Annotated in this window: 19 protein-coding genes; all 19 read right to left on the bottom strand. The window is 69.5% G+C overall.

The window, feature by feature from the left end:
• Positions 1-2 precede the first annotated feature (2 nt).
• The 19 genes from WMF33_RS26580 to WMF33_RS26670 all read right to left on the bottom strand — a co-directional run bounded on the left by WMF33_RS26580 (position 3) and on the right by WMF33_RS26670 (position 21,236).
• On the bottom strand, positions 3-1,289 hold the full coding sequence (locus tag WMF33_RS26580; protein ID WP_437322461.1) for a hypothetical protein: 1,287 nt from the start codon (positions 1,287-1,289) through the stop codon (positions 3-5).
• Positions 1,290-1,434: 145 nt separating this feature from the next.
• Entirely contained in the window at positions 1,435-2,781 is a 1,347-nt protein-coding gene (locus tag WMF33_RS26585) for an eCIS core domain-containing protein (protein WP_437322462.1), read from the bottom strand.
• A 78-nt stretch (positions 2,782-2,859) separates the two neighbouring features.
• Positions 2,860-4,371: a contractile injection system tape measure protein gene (locus tag WMF33_RS26590; RefSeq protein WP_437322463.1), complete on the bottom strand. Its 1,512-nt coding sequence runs from the start codon at positions 4,369-4,371 to the stop codon at positions 2,860-2,862.
• Positions 4,368-5,960: a hypothetical protein gene (locus WMF33_RS26595; protein ID WP_437322464.1), complete on the bottom strand. Its 1,593-nt coding sequence runs from the start codon at positions 5,958-5,960 to the stop codon at positions 4,368-4,370. Before WMF33_RS26595 ends, WMF33_RS26590 begins: the two co-directional genes overlap by 4 nt.
• A 4-nt stretch (positions 5,961-5,964) precedes the next feature.
• Positions 5,965-7,956: a hypothetical protein gene (locus WMF33_RS26600; RefSeq protein WP_437322465.1), complete on the bottom strand. Its 1,992-nt coding sequence runs from the start codon at positions 7,954-7,956 to the stop codon at positions 5,965-5,967.
• Between the two features lie 65 nt (positions 7,957-8,021).
• Entirely contained in the window at positions 8,022-9,044 is a 1,023-nt protein-coding gene (locus tag WMF33_RS26605; protein ID WP_437322466.1) for a hypothetical protein, read from the bottom strand.
• Positions 9,045-9,113: 69 nt separating this feature from the next.
• Positions 9,114-13,328 (bottom strand): baseplate J/gp47 family protein, encoded by a 4,215-nt coding sequence (locus tag WMF33_RS26610; protein ID WP_437322467.1) that lies wholly within the window; start codon positions 13,326-13,328, stop codon positions 9,114-9,116.
• 15 nt (positions 13,329-13,343) lie between these two features.
• On the bottom strand, positions 13,344-13,778 hold the full coding sequence (locus WMF33_RS26615) for a hypothetical protein (RefSeq protein ID WP_437322468.1): 435 nt from the start codon (positions 13,776-13,778) through the stop codon (positions 13,344-13,346).
• Positions 13,779-13,785: 7 nt separating this feature from the next.
• Positions 13,786-14,202, bottom strand: coding sequence for a GPW/gp25 family protein (locus tag WMF33_RS26620; RefSeq protein WP_437322469.1), 417 nt, complete (start codon positions 14,200-14,202; stop codon positions 13,786-13,788).
• On the bottom strand, positions 14,192-14,359 hold the full coding sequence (locus WMF33_RS26625; protein WP_437322470.1) for a hypothetical protein: 168 nt from the start codon (positions 14,357-14,359) through the stop codon (positions 14,192-14,194). Before WMF33_RS26625 ends, WMF33_RS26620 begins: the two co-directional genes overlap by 11 nt.
• A 17-nt stretch (positions 14,360-14,376) precedes the next feature.
• Positions 14,377-16,068, bottom strand: a complete 1,692-nt coding sequence (gene vgrG / locus WMF33_RS26630; RefSeq protein ID WP_437322471.1) for a type VI secretion system tip protein VgrG — start codon at positions 16,066-16,068, stop codon at positions 14,377-14,379.
• 17 nt (positions 16,069-16,085) lie between these two features.
• Positions 16,086-16,802 carry a CIS tube protein gene (locus tag WMF33_RS26635; RefSeq protein WP_437322472.1) on the bottom strand — a complete coding sequence of 239 codons (717 nt, stop codon included), beginning with the start codon at positions 16,800-16,802 and terminating at the stop codon, positions 16,086-16,088.
• Between the two features lie 2 nt (positions 16,803-16,804).
• The gene (locus tag WMF33_RS26640) at positions 16,805-16,990 is read right to left on the bottom strand and encodes a DUF5908 family protein (RefSeq protein ID WP_437322473.1); all 186 of its coding nucleotides are present in this window, start codon (positions 16,988-16,990) and stop codon (positions 16,805-16,807) included.
• Between the two features lie 2 nt (positions 16,991-16,992).
• Positions 16,993-17,469: a phage tail protein gene (locus WMF33_RS26645; RefSeq protein ID WP_437322474.1), complete on the bottom strand. Its 477-nt coding sequence runs from the start codon at positions 17,467-17,469 to the stop codon at positions 16,993-16,995.
• A gap of 102 nt (positions 17,470-17,571) precedes the next feature.
• Positions 17,572-18,021: a phage tail protein gene (locus WMF33_RS26650; RefSeq protein ID WP_437322475.1), complete on the bottom strand. Its 450-nt coding sequence runs from the start codon at positions 18,019-18,021 to the stop codon at positions 17,572-17,574.
• Between the two features lie 9 nt (positions 18,022-18,030).
• A complete protein-coding gene (locus tag WMF33_RS26655; RefSeq protein ID WP_437322476.1) occupies positions 18,031-18,504 on the bottom strand; it encodes a phage tail protein in 474 nt (157 codons plus the stop codon).
• A 3-nt stretch (positions 18,505-18,507) separates the two neighbouring features.
• Positions 18,508-19,836 carry a phage tail sheath family protein gene (locus WMF33_RS26660; RefSeq protein ID WP_437322477.1) on the bottom strand — a complete coding sequence of 443 codons (1,329 nt, stop codon included), beginning with the start codon at positions 19,834-19,836 and terminating at the stop codon, positions 18,508-18,510.
• Between the two features lie 12 nt (positions 19,837-19,848).
• Entirely contained in the window at positions 19,849-20,661 is an 813-nt protein-coding gene (locus WMF33_RS26665) for a hypothetical protein (protein ID WP_437322478.1), read from the bottom strand.
• The gene (locus WMF33_RS26670; RefSeq protein WP_437322479.1) at positions 20,658-21,236 is read right to left on the bottom strand and encodes a DUF4255 domain-containing protein; all 579 of its coding nucleotides are present in this window, start codon (positions 21,234-21,236) and stop codon (positions 20,658-20,660) included. The genes WMF33_RS26665 and WMF33_RS26670 overlap by 4 nt, the downstream gene beginning before the upstream one ends.
• Between the last annotated feature and the right edge of the window lie 235 nt (positions 21,237-21,471).

Below are 21,471 nucleotides of genomic sequence, written 5' to 3' on the forward strand. Positions count from 1 at the left end.
CGTCAGCCCGGCGAGCCCGCCGCGCGGCGCGCGTCGAGGAGCGCGGCGCGGTGCTTCACCGATCCGGCGACAGCGAAGGTCGGCTCCCAGGCAAGCGACTTGTCCCACGCGTTCGCCCGCGCCCGTTCGAGCTGGTAGGAGGTGGTCACGCGGTCCTCCCGCTGCTTCACGAGATCCTCCCTCATCTTGCCGCTCTCGTCCTTCGGGACCGAGAGCTGCCCCGTCTCCGGGTCGATCTCGCCCTTGCGGAAGTAGATCAGCATCCGGATCTCGTCGACCACGGGGCCGTCCTGCTTCTTGTCGACCTTCTCGCGCTCCTCCTGGGCCTTGAGCACGAGGAGCAGCGCCAGGCTCTCCACCGAGTAAAAGATGCTCGGGCTCCGGACGCCGTACAACGTGTGGACGCGGACCGTCCCACGAGCGTTTCCGGCAAAGGCGCGTGACAGCTCGTTCCACAGCTTGTCCGCCTCGGGCGCGTAGTCGATCCCGTTCCCCGAGAAATTGATGCTGTCGAGGAGCTCCCCGGCGATGGTCATCTCCACCGAAGCCGCGTCCAGATTGCCAGCCTGGCTCTCGGCCTCGGCGGCCCGCCGGGCGGCGGCCTGAGCGGCCTTGTAGTCGACCCCGCCCGTCCACAGGTGGGTGCCCGCGCCGCCCGAGATCCCCCTCTGCGGGGCCCCACCCCCGGCCCGCAGCTGCGGGTTCGTGGCGTCGATCCTCGCCGCGAGCTCCTTGGCCATCTGCTCCAGGCGATCGTCGAAGACGCCCTTGTCCGCTGGCGTGGCGTCCGCCTTGGCGACCACCTGCTCGATGAACCGGCGCGCCCAGTCGACGACCCAGCTGAGCTTCAGGCCCGGATAGCGCTCCTCCAGGGCGGCGACCCGCTCCGAGAGGCGAAGGTGGGCCGGGTGGGTCTCCCAGTCGGGCTTCGGCGGCGCAGCCTCCCCGGCGGCGCCCGGCAGCGCGGCCGCGAGGGCGGAGGCCGCCTCGAGCAGCCGCTCGGCCCCCTCCGCCGGCTTTTGCGCCAGCGCCTCGGACGCGGCCGTGTCGACCCGCGGCGCTCCGGCCGGCGGCGCGCTCGAGCGCGGCGCCCGCGCGGCGCCCGCCCGGTCCGCGAACAGATTGGCCCCGAACGCCCGCTCCAGCGACGCGCGCACCGGCTCGGCCGGCGGTCGGGTCGGCGGCGGCGCCCTCCGCGGCAGGTGCATCGGCGCCGGAGGGCGCGCCCGCGACGTGCGGGCGGCGTTCCCCGACGTCTTCGGAGTGGACCGGTCAACGACCATTTGCATGAGACTCTCCTCGGCGCGGGCGGAGAGATGAGGCGGCCCCGCGCGTCACCGCCCATCCTGCGATCAACGAACGCGCGGTCGCGCCGCTGCGCATCGAACCGTCGCACATGAGGGAGAGCGGCGAACGGCTGCGGCGTCACCCCCTTCACCTCAGATTGTAACGGCTGTACGCTTCGACCTCATTGGCGATAGCATAAAAGCACTGATCGAAGATGCTTGTCTTCAGCTCAGTCACGGCCTTCAGCGCAGTCGCATAGGAATCGGCTTTCAACTGATCGGCCGCGGCCGCGCCCACGGTCGGGTACTGCTGCGACTTGGCCTGGAGATCATTCTCCAGATCCGCCAAGAACTTCGCGAGGTTCGTTTGTATGAAGTTATGATCCAGCACTGCCCCAGCGTTCAGATCCTTGATCATGTCGTTCTTGAAGATCGTCATCTGCCGGTCGATGATCTTGTCCGAGGTGACGTTGGCCGTCTGGAACTGGGGCGTCGTCGCTGCAGTGGCACGATACAAGTCATCGAGATTCTCCTGGTCTCTCGGCGTCAACGGCACGCCGCTGAACGACGACTTTACAAGCGTGACGTTCGTCAAATGCGCGGCGTCGTATCTGCCTTCACCTGGCGACGCTGTGGCAGCGTTCTTGATTCGGAATCCGGTACCTGCCTGAGCCGCGGCGTTGTTGGTGAAAAGATTGGGGAGGGCGCCCTGCGACGCATACTTCCGCCACAGAAGAACGGCCTTCAGAAATACGGTAAAAAAGTGTGTCACCCGCAGGGCAACATGGCTCTCGTAGTTGTCCATGCTCGGGCGCACGGTGGCGACGTCGCCAGGAGGGAGCTTGTCGCGCGTCCGTTGAACCACAGCGCCCGATCCGCGCAGCGGCTCCGATGGCGTCTCGGGCGCCCTCGCCATCGCTCGAGGCAAGCCGGCGCGGGCCGCCCGCGCCCCCATCGCGTCCGCCTCCGCCTCCAGCGCCGGCGCGTCGTTGAGCTTGATCCCCTTGTACTGCGCCGTCGCCTGCACGCGCCCCGCCCGCTGCTGCACCACGTGCGCGAGCTCGTGCCCGAGCAGCTCCTGGCCCCGCGTCGTCTCCGGCGCCCACTGGCCCGGCGCCACGTGGATCTCGCTCCCCTGCGTGTACGCGAGCGCTCCCAGCGCCACGGCGCGCGATGAGCTCGGGTGCACCCGCACGCCGGAAAAGTCGGCCGCGAACGCCGCCTCCATCTTGGCCTTCACCGGCGACGGGATCCCCGTGAGGTTGACGGCGCGGTCCGGTCCGCTCCCGCCCCCCACGCCGGGCCGAGTGGCCGCGCCCGCAAAGAGCTCAGCCCCGAACGCGCGCTCCAGCGCCGCGCGCGCCGGCTCGGCCGGCGGTCGCGCCGACGTCATCGTCCTCGTGCGCGCGAGCAGCGGCGCCGGAGGGCGGGCCCGCCACGTGCGCGCGGCGCTCCGCGAGGTCTTCGGCGTGGACCGGTCAACAGCGATTCGCATGAGACTCTCCTCGGCGCGGGGAGAGGGGCGAGGCGGCCCCGCGCGTCACCGCCATTCGTGCGATCAACGAAGCCGCGGTCACCACTCCACCGAGAGCGGCGCCTCCATCCAGGGCTGCTTCACCCAGCTCATCCCCCAGGGAAACCGATCCAGCACCACGTCGTACGAGGCGCGCGCCACGCGGAGGAGCCACGCGCCGTCACGGGCAGAGAGCGCGCCCTTGCGCATCAAGAACGAGCCACGGAATCCGGCGATCGACATCTCCCCCAGGATCGGCGCGCTCGCGATCGCCGCCGTGAGCATGCGGACGCACTCCTCGGCCTCTGCCTCGGCGACCGGAGGACCGAAGTCGAAGACCTCGGTCACCGCCATGCCAGAGAGCACGCGGGCCAGGGGAAGCTGGTACTCGGCCGGCTCGAGATCCCCCGTGCAGAGGTGCTGGAGCAGGCCGGCCGCGCGGTGGAGGGCGCGCCGATCCTTGAACTGCGCGTCGGCAAAGAGACCCAGGCGCTCGAACAGGTGCCCGAGGAAGGGCCAGAGCACCACCAGCCCGGCGTTGTCGACGTAGACCTCGTCGGCGTCGCTGTACGCTGGATCGACCGACAGCTCCGGGTCCGCAGCCGCGGCCCCCGGATCGCTCGACGGATGCTCTCCTCGCGGCGCGCGGACCGGCCTCTCCACGACCGCGCCGGGACTCAGCCCGATCGTCCCCGGCGCGGCTGCGCCGGGACTCTGCATGACCGCCCCCAGCGCGCCCGGCCAGGCCGATGGACTCGGCCCCAGAGGCGCGTGCAGCCCCGAGAGCAGAGCCCCGAGGGTCACGCCGGCCTCCAGCGCGATCCGGGCCAGCGCGTCGCGAACGAAGCCCACCCGCCCGTCGCTCGGGCTCTCCTCGAGGCACGCTGTCCGCAGCGCGCCCGTCCAGACGCACGCCCGGAAGCCGTCCGGCGTGGCCCCAGCGACCGCCGGGTGCGCGCGCAGCAGGGCGACGAGCTCCACCGGCATCGAAGGGAGGTCGGCTCGCGAGGACGCCACGAGGGCGTCGAACAGCGCCCAGAGCTGCGCGTCGCGGCTGTGGCGGACGATCCTCGCCAGCGCGCCGCCTTCGCGCTCGAGCGCCCGCATCAACGCCACGAGCGGGCGCGCCGCGCGCTTCACGAGCAGCCCCAGGGTCTCGTCCAGGAGCCGCGGTCGCGAGCTGTCCGCCCACCAGGGGAGATTGCCGGTGCGAGCGAAGGACGCCACGAGCTCCAGCCGGGAGATCACCTCGGGATCTCCGCCCCGGAGCGCGGTTTTCTCGTCCTCCTCGCGGATCCGCGCGGCCAGCGCCTCGCGCAGCCGTGGGCCGAGCTTGTCGACCAGATCGCGCTCCAGGTCGTCGGGATCGATCCGCCCGAGATCCACCTCGACCCGCGCGACCCGCTGGAGGCGGTCTGGAGCGCCGAGCTCGGTGCAACACCGATCGATGACCGCCTCGAGGCGCTCGGCGTGGATACGGCCAAGCTCGGCTTGCAGCCGCCACGCCGCCCCGCGATCCTGGACGGTCACCTCCAGGATCTGCCGGCGGATCTGATGGCACGGCGCGGTCACGGCGCTGTCGCCGGGGGGTTGGGGGCAGAGCCCAGCTCGCTGGACGAGCTCTCCTCGGCAATGGGGGTGATCGCGATCGATCGCTTTGCGACCCACCCGATCCCGGTGCGCGCCTTGATGGCCATCACGTCCACCGCGCCGCCGACGGGCAGCGGCGCGATGTCCACCACGGGATCGAGCGGGCGCGCGTACGCCGGCTCCAGGGCCGCGGGCGCCGGCGGATCGCGCGTGATCACGAGATCCATCTCGACCCGGAGCCCCCGGCGCGGAACCTTGTCCGCCGCTTCCGGCTCGGTCGCCGCGATGCCCTTGTTCATCGACGGGTCCCGCTCGTCGAGCCGGTGGAAATACGCCGGCAGGCCGAGCTCACCGGCCTCGTTGCTCGGGTAGACATGGTAGAAGACCCCGGGCTGGCCGCCCGAGACGAGCAGCGTGCCGCTCGCGCCGTCGGCGTTCGCCGCGATCTGCAGCACGAGCGGGGGCGCCGGCTCCGGCCTCACGAGGACGACCGCCGCCTGCTCGAGCTGCACCGCCGACTCGAGCGGCGCGCCGGCCGCCGTGTGGATCTTGCGCGCCTGCACCACGACGATGCTGTCGTCCACGAGCGGCCCCACGCCGAGCTCGAGGACGCCGCCGTTGCCCGGCGCCGCGTCCCCGTGCTGCACGGAGCCGGCCGGCGCCTGCCAGAGCGCGGGAGGCCGCGGGGTGTACACCTCGACGCCGGACGTGCCGGGGACGGCGATCGCCCTCTGGGTGGGCCCCGCGCCGGGCACGAAGTCCACGGTGGAGAGCGCGCGGACGTGGGCGCTGTAAAGCGCGCTCGCCTGGCTCGCGGCGATGGTGATGGTGGCGCTGCCCTGCGGCAGGACCGGTGATCCGACGGCCGACACCACGAGATCCCGATCGGCGCGGACCGCGATCGGCAGCTCCGCGGCGAGCACCGCGTGGAGCGGGGCGCGCCCTTCGCTCTCGTCGAACGTCCTCCGGACGTCGACGCGGATCACCGTGTCTTCGGTCACCCGGCTGGCCGTCAGCGTGATGGCGCCGTCCTTGTTCCCGCTCACGCGCCCGGGGGGCGTCATGGGGATCGGGCGCCCCGCGCCGTCGATCAGCCCATACGTCGCGCCCGCCTGGCTGCCCGAGATGCTCACCACCACGCGGCTCCCGTGGTCGACGAGGCGAGGCACCTCGGCGATCTCCGGCGTCGAGACAGGGAGATCCGTGGCCAGCCCGACCTTCACCGTCGCGCTCTGGAGCAGGAAGGTCTCGCGCGTCAGGGGATCGAGCTTTCTCGCGCGGATCCGGAAGGTCTTGTCGACCCTGTCGATGATCGGCCCCTCGAGGATCGCCTTCTCCCCGGTACCCTCCACGGAGCAGGCGGGCACCACCGCCGCGTCTCCGTCGAACAGCTCGTACCTGACGCCCGACTGGGCGGGATCGATGGCGATCTCGCAGGGGGCGCCCACGTTCACGGTGAGCTGCGCTTCTTGAACGTTCACGTCCCGGATCGGGGTGGTCTCCCCGAGCCCGAGGAGATCGATGAGCCGGTCCCGGGCGCAGCGCACGTCGATAGGTCTCGCGGTGGACATGGTTCTACGAGCTCCGCTCCTCCAGGTGTACGCCCAACGTCGCGGCGAGGACCTCCCGCCGCTTCTGCAACCACTGCTCGTGAGCCGTCCGGAATGCCGCCCAGGCGTCGGCCGCCATCCAGAGCACATACGGTGTCAGGTGCGCCGGCGTCTCCGCGCGGAGGGTGTTCTCGACGAGCTGCTTGAACGCAGGATCGCTGAATCGCCCCACCCCGTCGGGGAGGACGAACGTCAATCGCAGCGAGTAGGGGTCCTTCTCCCGCGCGGCCGAGAGCAGCGCGGGCGGCCTGTCCGTGGGCGCGTCCGTCGGCCCGGGGCGCTCCTGCTGCTCGTCGCCCGGCATCGGTCGGAGCAGGATGTGCTCGACGACGGCGATCTCCTCGCCTCCGGCGAGCCCGAGCGTGACGCGGAGCCGCTCCTCCAGCCCCGACATGTTGGCGGGGCCAGCGGGCTCGAGGCCATCGAACCCCGTCCCCCGCGCGCTGCTGATCCGGGGGTATCGCTGCAAGAGGCGCTGCTTGCGCCGCGCGCGCTCCGCCGGAGAGATCGGCGCGGAGGCCGCGTCGTGACCGGCGATCGGCTCGGCGAAGCGGGCGAGGAGGTGATTCAAGAAGCGGTTCTTCCGCTCGAGGGAGGCGACCTCCTCTGGAGTCTCCACGAGGTCGCCGAGCCGGGCCCGGTGCCCGTCGTCGAGCGCGCGGATCTCCTCGAGCCGGAGGCCGGGCTGGTCCAGCGCCTGCGTGAAGTACGTCCGCGTGCCGCCGCCGTGGGAGAACAGATCCTTGGCGTGGGCGAGCTGCGCGAAGGCGTTGGCGAGGAGCTGATCGAAGAACATCAGGTACGCCGCGAGCTGCCGCGCCTGCGCCTTACGCGCGGGCGTCGCCGAGTCCGGTAGCCCCGCCTCGCCGACCCCGTAGAGCATCGGGAGGTGCTGCCGTACCGAGGTGTACGCGCCGACGTTCCGGTCGCGCCCCACGGGCACCGCGGGCGCGCTGTCGCCCGCGCCCTGGGGGGCGTCCGGCGCCCTCTCCGGCTTCGCCTGGGCGATCACCCTCCCGGCGCTCATCAGGGTGATGATGGATGCGTCGAAGTTCATCCTCGGGACCCGATCCGGGTCGACCGGCAGGGACCACGCTTCCTTGGCGCCGCCCGTGGAGACGCGGATCCGGCTCACCGCCCGCACCGCCGCGATGTCCGTGGTCGCGCGGATGAGATCGGACGTGTGGATCGCGGTCCTCCGCGTCGCGTTCGCCAGCACCTCGTCGGAGAGGAACCCGTGATCGAGCCGGGGCCCCTCGAACATCACCTCGACGCTGGCGCCGGCGCCGAGCCGCTGCGAGAGCGTCGCGAAGCGGACGGGCGGCGCGATCTCGTCGGCGATCGCGCGGCCGATCTCGTTCAGCAGCGCCGCGGGGTCGTCCACCGGCGTGATCTCCACGGTGGCCTCGACCTGGATGAGCTGCGGCTCCAGCACCCTGATCTCGGCGAAGTCCTCGCACAGGGGGCGGTTCTGGTGGAGCCTTCGCGCGACGCTGGCCCTGACCTGGGTGCCCTGGCTGTGCTCCGACGCCTCGATGAGGACGCGGTGGAGGCCGCGCAGGCGGACCGGCTCGGATGCGACGTCCTTGGGCGCGAGGCGGAGCTCCCGCTCCACGGGGAGATCATAGAGCTCGGGCGCGCCCGCCGTGGCCGGCTCGACCCAGGCGTTCTTGACGCCTTCCACGTCGAGGACGAGCCGGCGGAGGTCGGCCAGCGTCACCGGGTGCGAGGTGAGGATCTCGGCCGGATGGTGGAGGCTCCGGTACGGATCGTCCCCGCCGTCGGCGAGCAGATCCGGGATCTCGTACCCGGCGCGGTAGCCGAGATCCGAGAGGGCATAACAGAGCTGCTCCAGGAGGGTGATCCCCGGATCGTGGGCGTTGAAGTCCGTCCATTGCCCGCCCGTCATCCGCTCGAGCTGGCGGATCCCTTCCCTGCGCAAAAATTCGTAGTCCATCGTCCCGGCTCCAGTCCTCTCCCCCGTTCACCGCGTCGTCGGCTGGCGAGCGCCTCCTCGCCTGGTCAGAACGGGAGCTCCAGCACGGTCACGGAGAAGTAATCATTAACGTCCGAATCGGTGCCAAACAGTGAGGAGAGCTCGATCGTGTGGGAGCCCGCCGCGATGCCCTGGAGCACCAGCGACTCGGCGACGAATCTCTGGTGGGCACCCTGCACGTTCGACCACGCGTTGGCGGAGCTGACCTGGGTTTTGTCGAGCTTGATGGCCATACCGATCGTAGCTGCGCTGCTATGCGTTATGCCGGATCCGGACGCGAACACGAGCAGCGTGCCTCCGCTCGACTGGAACGTGCCCGAGACGGGCATCGGTCCATGCTTCTGCTTGAGGACCTGGGTGACGTTCCACATCGGGCTTCGGAGAGTCCCCATCACGTTCACGTTGCCGGCGACGTTGAGCTTGTAGCCGCCCGGATCGTTCGTGCCGATGCCGACGTCGCCGTCCTTGATCACGAGCATCGCGGTGCCGCCTGTGCCGGGTTCGAGCGCACCCTCGCTGTGCGCGCCGCCCTTGTAGAAGGCGAAAATCGAGCTGCTGCGGAAGTACGTGGTGCCGGCCTGGACGCCGATCCCGTGCTCTTCTTTATAGAGGTTGAGCATTTGGCGATTGCTGGAGCCGAAGCTCACGCGCGCTTTGCCGTCGGCGCCGTCGACGAGGACGCTCCCCGCCACCCGGAGCTTGTTGCCGGCCGGATCGGCCGTGCCGATGCCCACGTCGCCGGTCGTAGCATCGATGAAGAGGCGGGTTTTGCCGTCGCCGATGCCGAGGCCCTTCTTGCCGCCGGCTTGCAGGCTCAGCACCCAGGCGGGTTTGGTGTCCGTCGCGAAGCTCTCATAGAGGTGGATCGCCGGCTTGTCGCCGGCCGTCGACGCCGCGATCTGCACCGGCTGATCGGCCGACTTGACGAGGCCGTCGTCCTTCTGATTCAGCCCCGCGTCGATGAGATCCCTGAAGTTGCCCTCCGTCGGCAGGGCGTTCTTGACGAAGTACGCCTTCAGCTCAGTACGGCTCTTCTTGTTGATTTCCATGGTGTGCGATTGCCTTTCTCACCGAGCGGCCGACACGTCCCTCGGGCGCCTGAGCGTGATCCCAGGCTTTCAGTGGATAAAGAAATCGAGCTCGAGCTTCATGAAGTTGATGCCCGTCATTCGCGCTTCTTCGTACAAACCTTCGCGGAGGATATCGATCTCGTGCTCTCGGGCCGAGGTGAGGACCTCGTCAGGCCTCATCGTCCCGACGAAGGCCCCGCTCCCGTCGGCCGGAGGCGGCACCAGTTGAAACCTCTCTCCGTCCTCGCTGCGGAAGAGCTTGATGCCCGCGACGAAGTCCACATAAGGGCGGCGCTCGACGAAATCGACGATGCTGTTGGCGTAGATCCTCCCGCCGATGGCGAGGTCGGCGCCCTCGGCGTAGGCCCAGGGGGCGAGGAATCGGTTGAGATCGTCGTTGAGCCGCCGGGTGTAGTAAGCGTCATCGCCGTCGCCCCGGAAGCGCACGCCGAGGCGGACACGGACGTCCACGTAGTGGGCGTTCACGACCGCGATCGAGGCGGAGGCGGGGGCCCGCGCCGCGAGGTGCTCCCGGATGTCCGCGAGCAGGTTCGTCGGCGCCTTGGGCTTGTAAGGATCTGCCGGCAGCTCGTTCCGGACATCGGGGATGACGACGACCTTCACCGTCCCGGGCTCGCCGAGCGTCGCCGGCACGCACTTGACCCGGTAGATCGCCGGAAACCGATCGAGGACCAGCCGCTCGTAGTCCCACACCGTGAGCGCGCGCTGCTTGTGGCGGAGGCGCTCGCTGACGCGCGTGGCCCAGGTGTCCGCGCCCTCGGCCGTCCGGCCCCCGTGGGACGCGTAGGGCTGGCGCACGCCCGCGATCTCCGGGATCGCCGAGCTGAGCTTGGTGATGGTCCCGGCGGGGAGCGGCGCACCGAAGTGATCCGGCGCGTTGTCGTCGTCGACGAAGGTGGCCGTCACCGCCTGGGTGTGGACCGCGACGGCGTCGCAGACGCTCCGGGTGTCCCGCTCCACGGCGGCGCGGATCCAGTAGAGATCGCCGCGCAGCCGGGTGCTGGGCTCCACTCGGTCGAGGGCGAGCTCGACGATTCCGGAGTTGATCAGGCCGCGCGTCGTGTCCGAGATCCGATGGTGCTCCAGCGGGATCCAGCGGTCGCCGCTCAGGCAGCTCCAGCGGACGGGCCGCTGCGGCAGATCCGGGTTGGCGCTGCCCTCCGCCATCTCGAAGAGGAGGGAGACGGTCTGGGGCGGGGCGAGGTCGCGCAGGCCGAGGTAGAGCTCGCCGTCGTTCTCGTACCTGGGCAGGAAGGGAAGGCCGGCGCTCGATCGCGCGCTCTCCCCATCACAGGCGCCGAAGGGATGAACGTGGAACACCCGGTCGACGCCCGCGGCGCGCGGCGCGCCGTCGAAGCGGAGCTCCAGCGAAGACGCGTAGTCGAGCGTCAGGCTCTTCAGCTTCGGCGTGTAAGGCGGGTTCACCTGGTACCGCGCGGCGTCGACCGCCGCGGGGTTGCCGGCGACGGCGACCGACAGGGCGAGCGCCTGGCTCGATGCCACCACAGGGTAGCTCCCGTGCTGGAAATCCGGGGCGTTCAGCTCCCATTGCAGGGTGCGCCCCGAGACCGGCAGGTCCTCGTCGCTCGAGCCCTCGACGAGCGCCCGGGGGTCGGGCGCCGCGGCCGCGGCCAGCGCGGTGGTGACGGCGATCGACGTCGGATCGGAGCTCTTCGCGCCGAAGAGCGGCGCTGCCTTGGCGAGCTCCGTCTCCCCGCGCCGGTCGATCAAGCTGACCCTGGCGGTGAAGGCGAAGGGGGCAGACGGATAGTTGGCGTAATGAGCCGCGAGGTCCGCCGGCGCCCCCATCCACTGGAAGCTCATGACCAGGCTGTCGAGCTTCTTGCCGGCGACCTCGTGATGGCCGATGACGAGGCGCGATCCGACGGCCGGCGCGCTGCCGAACGGCTCGAAGGGCTTCGTCGCGTCCAGCGTCGTCTCGTCGTTCTGAAGCTTGAGCGCCCTGAGCCCTCGGGCCTCCACCTTCACGTGCGCGGACACCATCAGCAGGTCGCCGAGCTCCCGGTAGCGGACCACGTACTTCCGATATGCCCCGCTCCAGATCGGCCGGAGCATCAGCCGCAAGACGGGCCACGGGCTGTCGATCCCGGCGAGCCCCGCAGGCGGCGCCGCGATCGGGTCGACGCCGGGCGGGAGGGTCAACGTGAATCGGGCTCCCAAGGGGTCGCCCTCGGACGTCGTGCCGGTCAGATCCTTGTACGGGCCGATCTGCACCCCGACGGAAGAGCACTCGAGCCAGCCCTTGGCGGTGCTGAGCTGGAAGAGCAGCGGGAGCTCTCCGCCCTTGCGGAACAGATCCTCGAGGGGGGCGCGCGCGGAGCTGAACCCCAGGGTGAGGGTGATGACGCGCTCGCCTTCGCCGAGCACCAGCAGCGGAGAGCAGAGGGCCCAGCCGAGGACAGGCCGCGGAGCGGGGCCCGCGCTCGAGGAGGGCCGCGCCGCCCCGAAGGTGGCCCACGCGGGAGCGCCCCCCGCGGTGACCGCCGAGCGGATGGACACCGCGGTGGCGTCCTCCGCCGGGAACAGGTTGAACCACTCCTCCCTCTCCGCCGGCGGCTCGCCGAGCCGATTGCGCTCGGCGATCTCCAGGAGGACATAGATCGCCTCCCAGTCGCTCGCCGCCTCGGACGCCTGGAGCTTTTCGAGATCCGGCTTGCCGAGGTAGGCCTCGAGGCGGTCCATCGCGGCGGGGTCCTCGTCCAGGCTCGGGGCCTCGCCCAGCACGTACCGGATCAGGTCCACGAGCCGCGCCGGCGGCGTGGCCTCGTGGAGCCGCCGGAGCTCGTCTCTGCGGTCCTCGCGGAGCTTCTCCCGGTGCGCCTCCTCGAGGATCGAAAATACCTGGTTCCAGTCGTTCTGCGGCGTGTCGAGGACCTCGCCCATGGCCACGGCGAAGCGCTCCGCCGGCACATAGAAGTACCCCTCGAGCGCGAGGACCTCTCCCCAGTACGCCTCGATGCCGTCGATGCCGACAGCCGCCTTCGCGTTGTCGGCGAAGGCCGTGACGTCGGCGGGCAACAGCCGGTAGTCCGGGTCGTTCCGCCGCTTCTGCCCGGCGCTCTCGAGGATGCGGTTGATCTCGCCCCACGCGGCGTCGAACCGCCTCTTGAGCTGCATCATCCGCTCGAAGTCGGCGAGCGCGAAGTACAGCGTCCCCTGGATGAACGCCTGGACGTCGCCGCGCGCCCGGTGCTCATAGAGATCGTCGACGGTGCTCACCTGGGCGAGCGTGCCGTAGGTGAAAGGCCCCACGGCCTCCTGGAGGTTCGCCTCCAGATCCCGCGAGCTCCGGGCGAGCGTGAACGGCGCGCCCCTCTTCTTCGCGCCGGCGAGCTCCAGCGCGGCGTGGATCTCGCCCCACTCGGAGGGCGTCTCCTCGCGCAGCTTCCGCCGGTTCATCAGGTCGCGCAGCGTGGGGGGCGACATGAAGAAGTCGCTGTCCGAGCGCCTCACGAGGTCGCGGAGCTTCGTCAGCTCGGCGAAGTCGACCGGCTGAGCGGAGCCGGGATAGGGCGGGAGCGGGTCTCCGATCGCGAGAGCGAACATCGCCTCGCACGCCCGCTGCTTGTCGTTCGCGTGGCGGCTCGAGATCTCGCGGAGCCCCACGCGCCGGCGATCGATGAAGAGGGAGCTGATCGCTTCGATCTGCGTCCGGTTGACGACGAGATCCCGATCGGTCGCATAGATCCGGGCCCGTCCAAGGCTGTCCGGGCCCGCGTCGAGGCGCGTCCCAGCGGGCAGCAGGACCTCCCGGCCGCGGGAGGCGAGATCGACCAGCAGGTTCACCCGATCCGGGACGGGCGGCCTCCGGGCCATCCGCAGGACCTGGCGATAATAGAAGTTGAGGTGCCTTCCTGTCAGCGTGTTGATCTCGGCCCGCGATCTCTCGAGGAGCTGCAGGAACGCGAGGAAGAGGACGAAATGCGGCCGGTAGAGCTCGGGCGCGGCCTCGGGGGTGAACTTCCCGGGATCCCGGAGGAACGCCGCGACGTCCTCGGGCCGGAGCTTCGAGCCGACGAACCCGCTCCAGTCGCCCTCCGGCTCACCGCCTGCGCCGTAGTACGTGAGCTCCTTGCCGTAGGCGCGCGCGAACGAAAGGAGCTCCGCGGACGTTCGCTCGTCCACCGAGACGTAGCCGGGATCGAGCGCGGCGAGCGCGCGCCCCGCCTGGCTCGTACCGTCGCGCTCTACGCCCGCAGGCTCTCTCGACGTGCTCGACATGGATGGCTCTGCCTTTCAGGTTCCCTTGAAGATCTTGTTGGTCGTCGTGAACATGCCTTTGCCCTTGTACTTCGGGGTCGAGTCCAGGATCGGCGGCCCCGGCCCCTTCGGCGGCTGCTTCGCCGGGTTCTGGACCTCGAACGTCGCGGTGAACGTGGTCCCTTTCAGGAGGACCGCCTTGTCGCCGGTCTTCGTCTTCTTCGCCTTCTGATCGCTCTCGAGGGCGGCGATCTTCAGCGTGCCCGTGCCCGGGATGGGGTACCCCGGCTTCACGTACGAGCAGTTGGCGACCGAGACCTTGCCCTCGTCGCCTTCGACGCAGAGCTTCTTCCCCTTCAGCGTCGCTGGGCCGCTCCCCTTCAGCTCTCCGGGCCTGGGCAGGACGAGCGCGGCCTCGAAGGTGTGGAAGAAGATCGCCTTGTCGCCATCGATGAGGATGAGTCTCTCCATGGCGCTCTCACCACCCGGGGAGGGTCGCCTCCGTGAGATAGAACGGGAAGACCATGTTGAAGCGCGAGTTCGTATCCCTGATGGTGTAATTGACCCCGATGAGCACGCAGCCCGGCTGGGTATCGCTCTCCGCGACGTCGATCCGATCGACCTGGATCCGGGGCTCGTGCTCGAGGATCGCGTCCGTCAGGAGCCGCTCGATGGTGTTGATCAGCCCCTGATCCAGCTCCTCGAACACCAGGCTCGCGAGATCGCAGCCGAACGTCTCCGCAAGGACCCGCTCGCCCGGCGAGGTCCCCACCAGGATCTGCAGGCTCTGCTGGACGTCGGCGGGGCCCGAGACCATCTCCACGTCAGCGCCACCGCGGCTGAACGAGGGCGGGAAGGCCCAGCCTCGACCGAGGAAAGAGCTCTCAGGTTGCATCCGGCTCCTCCCGGGCGGGCTTGCCGGCGAGCTGCTCCCTTGCCTGCTGCTGCAGCTTGGCGACCAGCGCGTAGACCCTGGCGAACGGGAGCAGCCCCATCCCCTCCAGGATCAGGTTCGCCTCGTCCACCGTCACCGAGAGATGGATTTCTCTCACCTCTTGTCCCGATTGGCTCATTTGATGTCGACCTTCTTGCCGCTGATCGTGACGTTGCCTTTGATCTCCAGATTCAGATGCTTTTTGCTCTTGATCTCGATCCCATCCTTACCCATGGCAATCGAGCTCTGATCCCCCTTGCTCTTGATCTCGATCCCATCCTCACCCATGGTGATCGAGTTCTTGTGCTGGTCGGAGAGGACGATCGATTTTGCGCTGTCGTCGATGACCAGCTTGTTCTCGTTAGCTGTCTCGATGGACACCGACGCCTTGTTCTCGTCGGGGTCGAGGAGCTGTATCGTCGTCCCGAACTTGGTGACGATCCCGCTCTTGTCGTTCTTCTTGCTGGGCTTTCCCATCGCCTCCGGGGGCGCGTTCTTCGACCCGAAGAGGGCCCCCAGGATCACGGGGCGGCGCGGATCGTCGTTGAAGAAGCCCATCACCACCTCGTCCTTGGGCTCCGGCCGGAAGAAGTACCCGCGCGCCTTGCCTGCGCCCGGCGCGGCGAGCCGGGCCCAGACCGCCTTGTCCTGCTTCGCGTCGACCCCGGGGAGGATGACCTTGACCCGGAGCTCCTCGTCGGGATCGTCCTCGAAATCGGCGACGACGCCGATCTGCAGCCCGCTCACCGCGGGCAGGAGCCCGGCCGCCGGCGCCTCGCGGAGATCCTCCTTGTAGGCGAGCTCCTCGGGTGAGAGCCCGAACTGCACGTCGGTCCGCCAGCCCGACGCGTCGACCCGGTGGCGGAGCCCCGTCACCAGCGTCGTGCCGTTGAATCGCTCGCCGACCCCCGCGACCTCCATGACGTCGAGCGGCCTGATGCCGGCGAAGCCCGGCACCGCGATGCGCCCGCGAAGCAGCGCCATCCGGCTCCTCGCCATGCGGGCGTCGGCCCAGGCCTGGAGCTCCTCCGCGGCGACGGGGACCGGGTGAGAGAGCGCGCAGGTGCCGTTGCCGACCGCGTCGCCGAGCTTGCCCCCGTCGAGGTTCCCCTGGGTCGCGCGGACGCTCTTCGCCTTGCTGGCCGCGGTGGGCTTCTGCTCCTTCACGTCCCAGGCGACGCTCTCCACGGCGCGGTACTGGTGCTCGGCGTCGGCCTCGATCTCGACGTCGAAGATCTTGGTGATGCCATAAGCGAAGCGGTGCCTGGGCGCGCCTTCGATCGCCATCTTCCGGAGCGAGATCGTGCCGTCCTCGACGACCACGAGGAGGCCGAGCGCGCCGGCCCGTGAGACGATGAAGTCCCACGGCGTGGCGTTGTATTGCACCATCTCCGCGTGCTCGGGCCTGGTCTCGGCGATGGTGCCCACCTCGAGCTCCGCCGCCTCGATCAGCTGTTTCACGATCGCGCCGTCGGTCATCTTCCGGAAGACGGCGCTCCGCCGCGCGCCGGTCAGCTTGACGGCGGCGTCCTTGAGCCCGATCACCAGGACGGAGCCGTCGCCGCCCGCCTCCACCCCGTGCCGCACCACCACCCCCTTGAAGACGCACTGGTCCTCTTCCTTCTCGTACCGGAGCTGGATCTCGATCTTCGCCCCCGGCGCGAAGAAGCCCGTATCGCTCACGGCGAACGCCTGCTGAGCGGCGTCGCCGTCGAGCACGCGCAGCTCCGCTCGGGGGATCCGGTCGACCTCTCTCCGGATGTCGATCGAGAGGAGCTGGTAGGCCGGATCCATCGGCTTGCCGTCGCTGAGGATAGTCGAAGTCACCGCGGGCATGGCGTCGCCTACCTTTCCCCGGAGGTGCCGGCGCCCAGGCTGGCGAGCGGCGGAAAGAAGATCTCCTGGCCGGGGATCAGGCGCCTGAAGTCGTCCAGGCGGTTCCATCGCGCGACGTCCAGGTAGCGAGCGGACGAGCCGTAGATGTCCCTGGTCAGCAGCGGCAGCGTGTCCCCGCTGCGCACGATCCGGCTGTGGGTCAGATCCGGCGACGTCTTGCCCTCCTCCCTGGCGAGCGCCTTGGCGGCCTTGTCGGAGATCAGCGTCACCTCGATCTCGGCCCGGAGCGGGGTGCCGTCGCGCTCGAACGCGGTGTACTTGATGTCGACCTCGGAGAGGCGACAGGAGAAGATCAGCGATCCCCACTCGACGAGGAGATAATTGGGCTCGTGGATGACCCCGTTGTAACGGAAGGTGACGTCCAGGAACGTCTTCACGCGATCCTTCACGCTCTTCCGCACCGGCGCGACGACCCCCATCGACTCCACGCCGGTGCCGTCGACCACCAGGGTGAGCGTGAGCTCGCTCGGCTTGCTCCGGCTGTACGAGAGCTGCGGCCCGCTGGAGCCCACCCCCTGCTTGGCCGCCCAGGCGATCGCGTGGCGCTGCGAGAACGACGCCGGGTTGAACATCGCCTCGAACGGCGCCCCGATCGGCTGCCGGCGCCCGACGTCCTTGAACGCCTTGATCTTGAGCTTCTCGAGCTTGAAGAGGTTCAGTCCCACGATCATCTCTCCTTCGACGCCCTGAGGACCCGGAGGACCTCCTTGACCGCCGCCTCGACCACGGCCTCCAGCCCGGCGGCGTCGGACGCGGCGGCGCGCGCGCGCTGCGCCCTGGCGCGCGCGCGCGCCGCCTCCTCCGGGGGCGCGACGACGGCGCGGATCACCAGCTCTTTGATCTCCACAGGCATGATCACACCTTGATGCTTTGCATGCGGGCGTAGGCGAGCTCGAGCGACTCGATGAGCGGTTTCTTCGGCTCCACGTCGAGGTCGGCGGTCGACCACTTGACCGGAAAGGCCCTCGTGAAGAACCACGCCGACACCGGGGTGTAGGCCTCGTCGAAGAGGGTCACGATGACGTTCGAGGGGGCGAATTTGAAGAGGGACATGGCGGCGTGGAAGTCGAGGCGCAGCGGCGAAGCCGCGACCACGCCGCGCTCCAGCACCAGGTTGCCGTGCTCGACCCTCGAGGGCAGCGCGTGGGTGTAGAGGTTCTGTCCGCCCTCCTCGAGCGGCGTCGTCTTCACCGTCGCCGAGAGCCCAGTCACCTTCTTGAAGCGGATGTCGAGCGGGTTTGGCACCACGCCGCCGGCGAAGAAGAAGACACCGAAGCGGAAGTTGACGAAGATCTCGCTCTGCGGAGCGAGCTCCGGGATACCAGCGCTCATGATCCTGACCTCCACCCCCTGGGCCCGGGACCCGGGGCGCCGCGCGGCGGGTCCGCGCAGGGCCCCGGATCTCGGCCGGAGGGACCGCCGCTCTCGCGGACGTCAAAGCCTGACAACGGAGACCTCCCTGACCCGCAGCTCGAGCGTGTCCACGACGACGTCGTTCGTGGCGGCGCTGAAGGCCGGCGCCTTGAGGCTGACGGGGATCGCGACGGCGACCTTCCAGGCGAGCACCGCCGCGCCCGTCGCGTCACAGAGGCTGACCTCCATGCTCCGGGTGTCCCGCTTCTCCAGCCAGTCGAACAGGAACAGCGGATCTGCCCTGAGGACGGTGCCGCGCTTGCAGGTGACGGGCGTGAAGCGCTTGGCGTTGAACGTCATGATCGCCGGGCCCTCCTGGAAGCTCAGGCCGTGCTCGTACGTCACGTGCTCGCGCTCCGCCGCGAGCCCCGAGACCTCGGTGAAGCTCATCGAGGCCTCGCCCACCTTCACGCGGAAGTTGCTCGCGGCGAGCGGGTAGCTCGTCCGCTGGGTGTCCGTCGACTGGGCCATCGCGCCGCTCTACGCCTCTTCGATCAGGATCGCGTCCGCCATCAGCTCCATGCTCTCGATGGCGGCCTCGTTGGACGTAGCCGTGAAGGTGGGCGCGTCGAGCTTGGTGGGGAAGGCGTTCTGCACCTTCCAGCTGATCACCGCCTCGCCCTTCTCGTCGCAGAGGCGGACGTAGATGTCCTTCTTCTCGACCTGGTTCACCTGGATCGCGCTGATCCAGGCGTAGAGCGCGGCGACGCTGGTCTTCTTGACGATGCCCTTCTTCAGCGTGATCGTCGGCGCGGTGCGCTGCGCCGGCATGTTCATCACCACCGGACCGGGCGCCGGCCCGCCGGTGGGGCTCTCCTTGTAGGTCGTCGTCTCGCGCTTGATGCTGAGCCCCGAGATCTCCGAGAAGCCGACCGCGGCGCCCGCGATCTCGACTCGGTAGTTGTACGACGGGAGAGGATACGCGGTCATGATCTCGCTCTTGGTCAGTGCCATGGCCTATGCCTCCTGCATCTTGTGGGAGAAGCGAAGGACGAGGAACTCGGCCGGTCGCACGGCCGCGATCCCGATCTCGACGATCATCCGCCCCTCGAGGATGTCCTGGTTGGTCATCGTCTTGCCCAGGCCAACGTTGACGAAGTAGGCCGCCGCCGGGGACGCCCCGGCCAGCGCGCCGCGCTCCCAGAGGCCGTAGAGGAAGCTCTCGATCATCCCCTTGACCTTCAGCCAGGTCGTCATGTCGTTGGGCTCGAAGACCGCGAAGGAGGTCGCCTTTCGGGCCGACTCCTCGATCATGATGAAGAGCCGCCGGACCGAGATGTACCGCCACTCGTTGTCGTTGCCGGCCAGGGTCCTCGCGCCCCACACGATCGTCCCCTTGCCGGTGAACGCGCGCACCGCGTTGATCGACTTACCCGCCGTCGGATCGACGTTGAGGGCGTCCTGCGCCTCGCTCGTGATCTTCAGCACCGGCCCGATCACGGCCGCGACGCTGACGTTGGCGGGCGCCTTCCACACGCCGCGATCCCGGTCGACGCTGGCGTAGATCCCTGCGACCGCCGCGCTCGGCGGGAGGACGACCCGCTCGGCCGCGAGCCTCGCCTTGACCTGCTGGTAGCTCGCCGTCTTGCTCGCCTTGATGGTGTCGAGGGCGACCCCGGACGCCGCCCCGTCCTCGATGGTGACGTCCGGGTCCGCGTACGCGTAGCTCAGGGAGGTCTGGAGGTACGGGTAGTAGGCGGCGCCGTAGGCCAGATCGGTCGTCCCGATCCCGTCGCGGAACACGTCGATGTCCTTCTTGCCCGGCTCCGCGTCCCTCTTGACGTCGAAGATCGCGAATCGATCACCCAGCTTTCCGCACTGGTCGAGGGCCGCCCGGCACAGCTCGTGGTAGTCCGCGGCGTCGAGGCTCACGGCGTCGGTCAAGACGATCAGCGTCGGCTCGTCCTCCTTCTCGAGCAGCGAGAGGCCGGCGGCGAGCTTGTCCTTGGCGGGCGGCGACGCGTAGTCTCCGGCGGACACGATATAGCACTTCCCGCCCCCGTTCTTGAAGTAGTGGCTCACGGCGTAGTACAGCAGGAACCCGGGATCGGGGCTCCGTTTCACGCCGGTCACCTGGGACGAGGCGTCCACCGTGACCGTGAAGCTCGCGAGCTTGGGTCCGCCGAAGAGCTGCTCGTACTCGAGCATCGTGCTCACCTGGGCGATCTGCGGGCCCTTCTCGGTATAACCTATGAAGGCGGGGACCGCAGTGGACACCTCCGCCACAGAGGGCGGCAGGGTCGACACCTCTTCCACGTAAACACCGGGCGTCTTATAAGCAGGCATTGTTCCTCGATCTCAGGGGGTTTGAAACGGTTGCGCTCGATACATGATGATCTGAAACAGCAGATCCTCCTTTGCAGCGCTCTGCATCGACGGATTGGGCAGCGGGCCCGCCACGCGGTCGGGGCCGAGCCGGAGCTCGAGGCTCCTCCTCGGCTCTGCGCGGGCGGCGACGGGCTGGTCGGAGACGAAGCGCGCGCAGCGCATCCCGGGATACCGACGCTCGATCTGCGCCGCGACCGGGTCCGTCGGCTCGGGCGTCACCGCGCTGAAGCGCAGCGCGCCGGCGGCCCCGGCGGGCGAGGCGTCCACCACCGCGAGCTCGCCCCCGGCGGGCGCCAGGTCGGTGACGCAGTAGTAGGCCCAACGCGCCTGCCTGGCCGGGAAGCTCACCTGGAAGCGTGCGGGCCGCGGCGCGCTCCCGGGGCGGATCTCGACGGCGGCGAGGGCGCCCGGCGGGAGCCGCGGCCGCGCCGGGTCGGCGGGGGCGAGCCGCAGCTCGCCGTCGGTCCCCGCGCCGGCGTCCGTGAAGACCGGCGCCGAGCGCCCGCGGAGGCTGGCGAGATCCGTGACGGCGGCGAAGTCGCCGCCCCGGACCGCCAGGTAGAAGAGCAGCGCGGCGTCCCCCGGGAGCGGGAGGAACGGTTGTCCCGTCGGGTCGAGCGGAGAGAGGACCCGGACGCCCTGGGAGCTCGTTCGCCAGAGACAGCGATGATCGCGGAGCAGGCGCGCCGTGGCGTCGCTCGGCTCGATCGAGAGGTCCGGACTCCGGAGGTCGGTGTAGAACGCGTGCTGCAAGAGCACCTCGAGGATCGCGGCGTGCTTCACGGGTGGATCCTCAGCACCGGCTCGGTGATCTGCGGCGCGCCGAAGGCGTCCTCGTCCTGGAAGACGACCATCCGGACCTTGTAGAGGAGCGAAGGTTGATATGCGCTCCGGAGCACGCCCCAGAGCTGGTTCAGCTCGGAGAGCGGGAGCGTCAAGAGCTCCATGGTGAGCCTGTCGATCCTGCCGCTCAGCGCCGGCGTGTTCTCGTGATCGAGGACCCGGCGGCCCTGGAAGAGCTGCAGGATCAGCGAGATGCACCGCAGGCCTTGCTCGTACTCTTTGAAGCGGGCGGCGAAGAGGACATAAGCGTTCATCTGGATCGCCGGCTGGACGCGCTGCGTGGTGCCGTCCGGCAGCGTCACCCGGAACGGGTCGGCCGGCCTCAGCGTGTGATCCTCCTCGAGGTTGACCAGGAGGAGCGTGACGGCTCCGAGCTTGAGCTCGAGGCCGTCCGCCGCCTCGCTGTCGAGGAATGCGACTGGCCCCTGGTCGGGCACCGGGCCGCGCCAGCCCGCGCTCGCGGTCAGGTGCTCGTTCACCGTGTTCCTGAGCAGGACGAGGAGTTTGCTGATCACGGCTGATGGCTCCTGGAGCCCTGAGCTTGTCCCGCGCTCATTGGCTCTCATCCTTGAAGATCTTGGGTCAGCGCATCCGCGGCGCGACGCCTGAGCGTCAGGCGGCGTCGAGCGGATCGCCACGATGGAACGGCGCATCGACGCCCGCGGGCGAGGTCATGGGTCCCCCGCCGGCGCCGAGCTCGACATCGGTAGTACCCGCGGCCGGCCGCATCGACAACTTAAGCCATTTTAA

Source organism: Sorangium sp. So ce394 (assembly GCF_051474665.1).
Classification (GTDB): domain Bacteria; phylum Myxococcota_A; class Polyangia; order Polyangiales; family Polyangiaceae; genus Sorangium; species Sorangium cellulosum_D.

Coding starts and splice junctions, on each gene's coding strand:
- WMF33_RS26580 (WP_437322461.1), bottom strand. CDS start 1,289: ATGCAAATGGTCGTTGACCGGTCCACTCCGAAGACGTCGGGGAACGCC.
- WMF33_RS26585 (WP_437322462.1), bottom strand. CDS start 2,781: ATGCGAATCGCTGTTGACCGGTCCACGCCGAAGACCTCGCGGAGCGCC.
- WMF33_RS26595 (WP_437322464.1), bottom strand. CDS start 5,960: ATGTCCACCGCGAGACCTATCGACGTGCGCTGCGCCCGGGACCGGCTC.
- WMF33_RS26600 (WP_437322465.1), bottom strand. CDS start 7,956: ATGGACTACGAATTTTTGCGCAGGGAAGGGATCCGCCAGCTCGAGCGG.
- WMF33_RS26605 (WP_437322466.1), bottom strand. CDS start 9,044: ATGGAAATCAACAAGAAGAGCCGTACTGAGCTGAAGGCGTACTTCGTC.
- WMF33_RS26610 (WP_437322467.1), bottom strand. CDS start 13,328: ATGTCGAGCACGTCGAGAGAGCCTGCGGGCGTAGAGCGCGACGGTACG.
- WMF33_RS26615 (WP_437322468.1), bottom strand. CDS start 13,778: ATGGAGAGACTCATCCTCATCGATGGCGACAAGGCGATCTTCTTCCAC.
- WMF33_RS26620 (WP_437322469.1), bottom strand. CDS start 14,202: ATGCAACCTGAGAGCTCTTTCCTCGGTCGAGGCTGGGCCTTCCCGCCC.
- WMF33_RS26640 (WP_437322473.1), bottom strand. CDS start 16,990: ATGCCTGTGGAGATCAAAGAGCTGGTGATCCGCGCCGTCGTCGCGCCC.
- WMF33_RS26645 (WP_437322474.1), bottom strand. CDS start 17,469: ATGAGCGCTGGTATCCCGGAGCTCGCTCCGCAGAGCGAGATCTTCGTC.
- WMF33_RS26650 (WP_437322475.1), bottom strand. CDS start 18,021: ATGGCCCAGTCGACGGACACCCAGCGGACGAGCTACCCGCTCGCCGCG.
- WMF33_RS26655 (WP_437322476.1), bottom strand. CDS start 18,504: ATGGCACTGACCAAGAGCGAGATCATGACCGCGTATCCTCTCCCGTCG.
- WMF33_RS26660 (WP_437322477.1), bottom strand. CDS start 19,836: ATGCCTGCTTATAAGACGCCCGGTGTTTACGTGGAAGAGGTGTCGACC.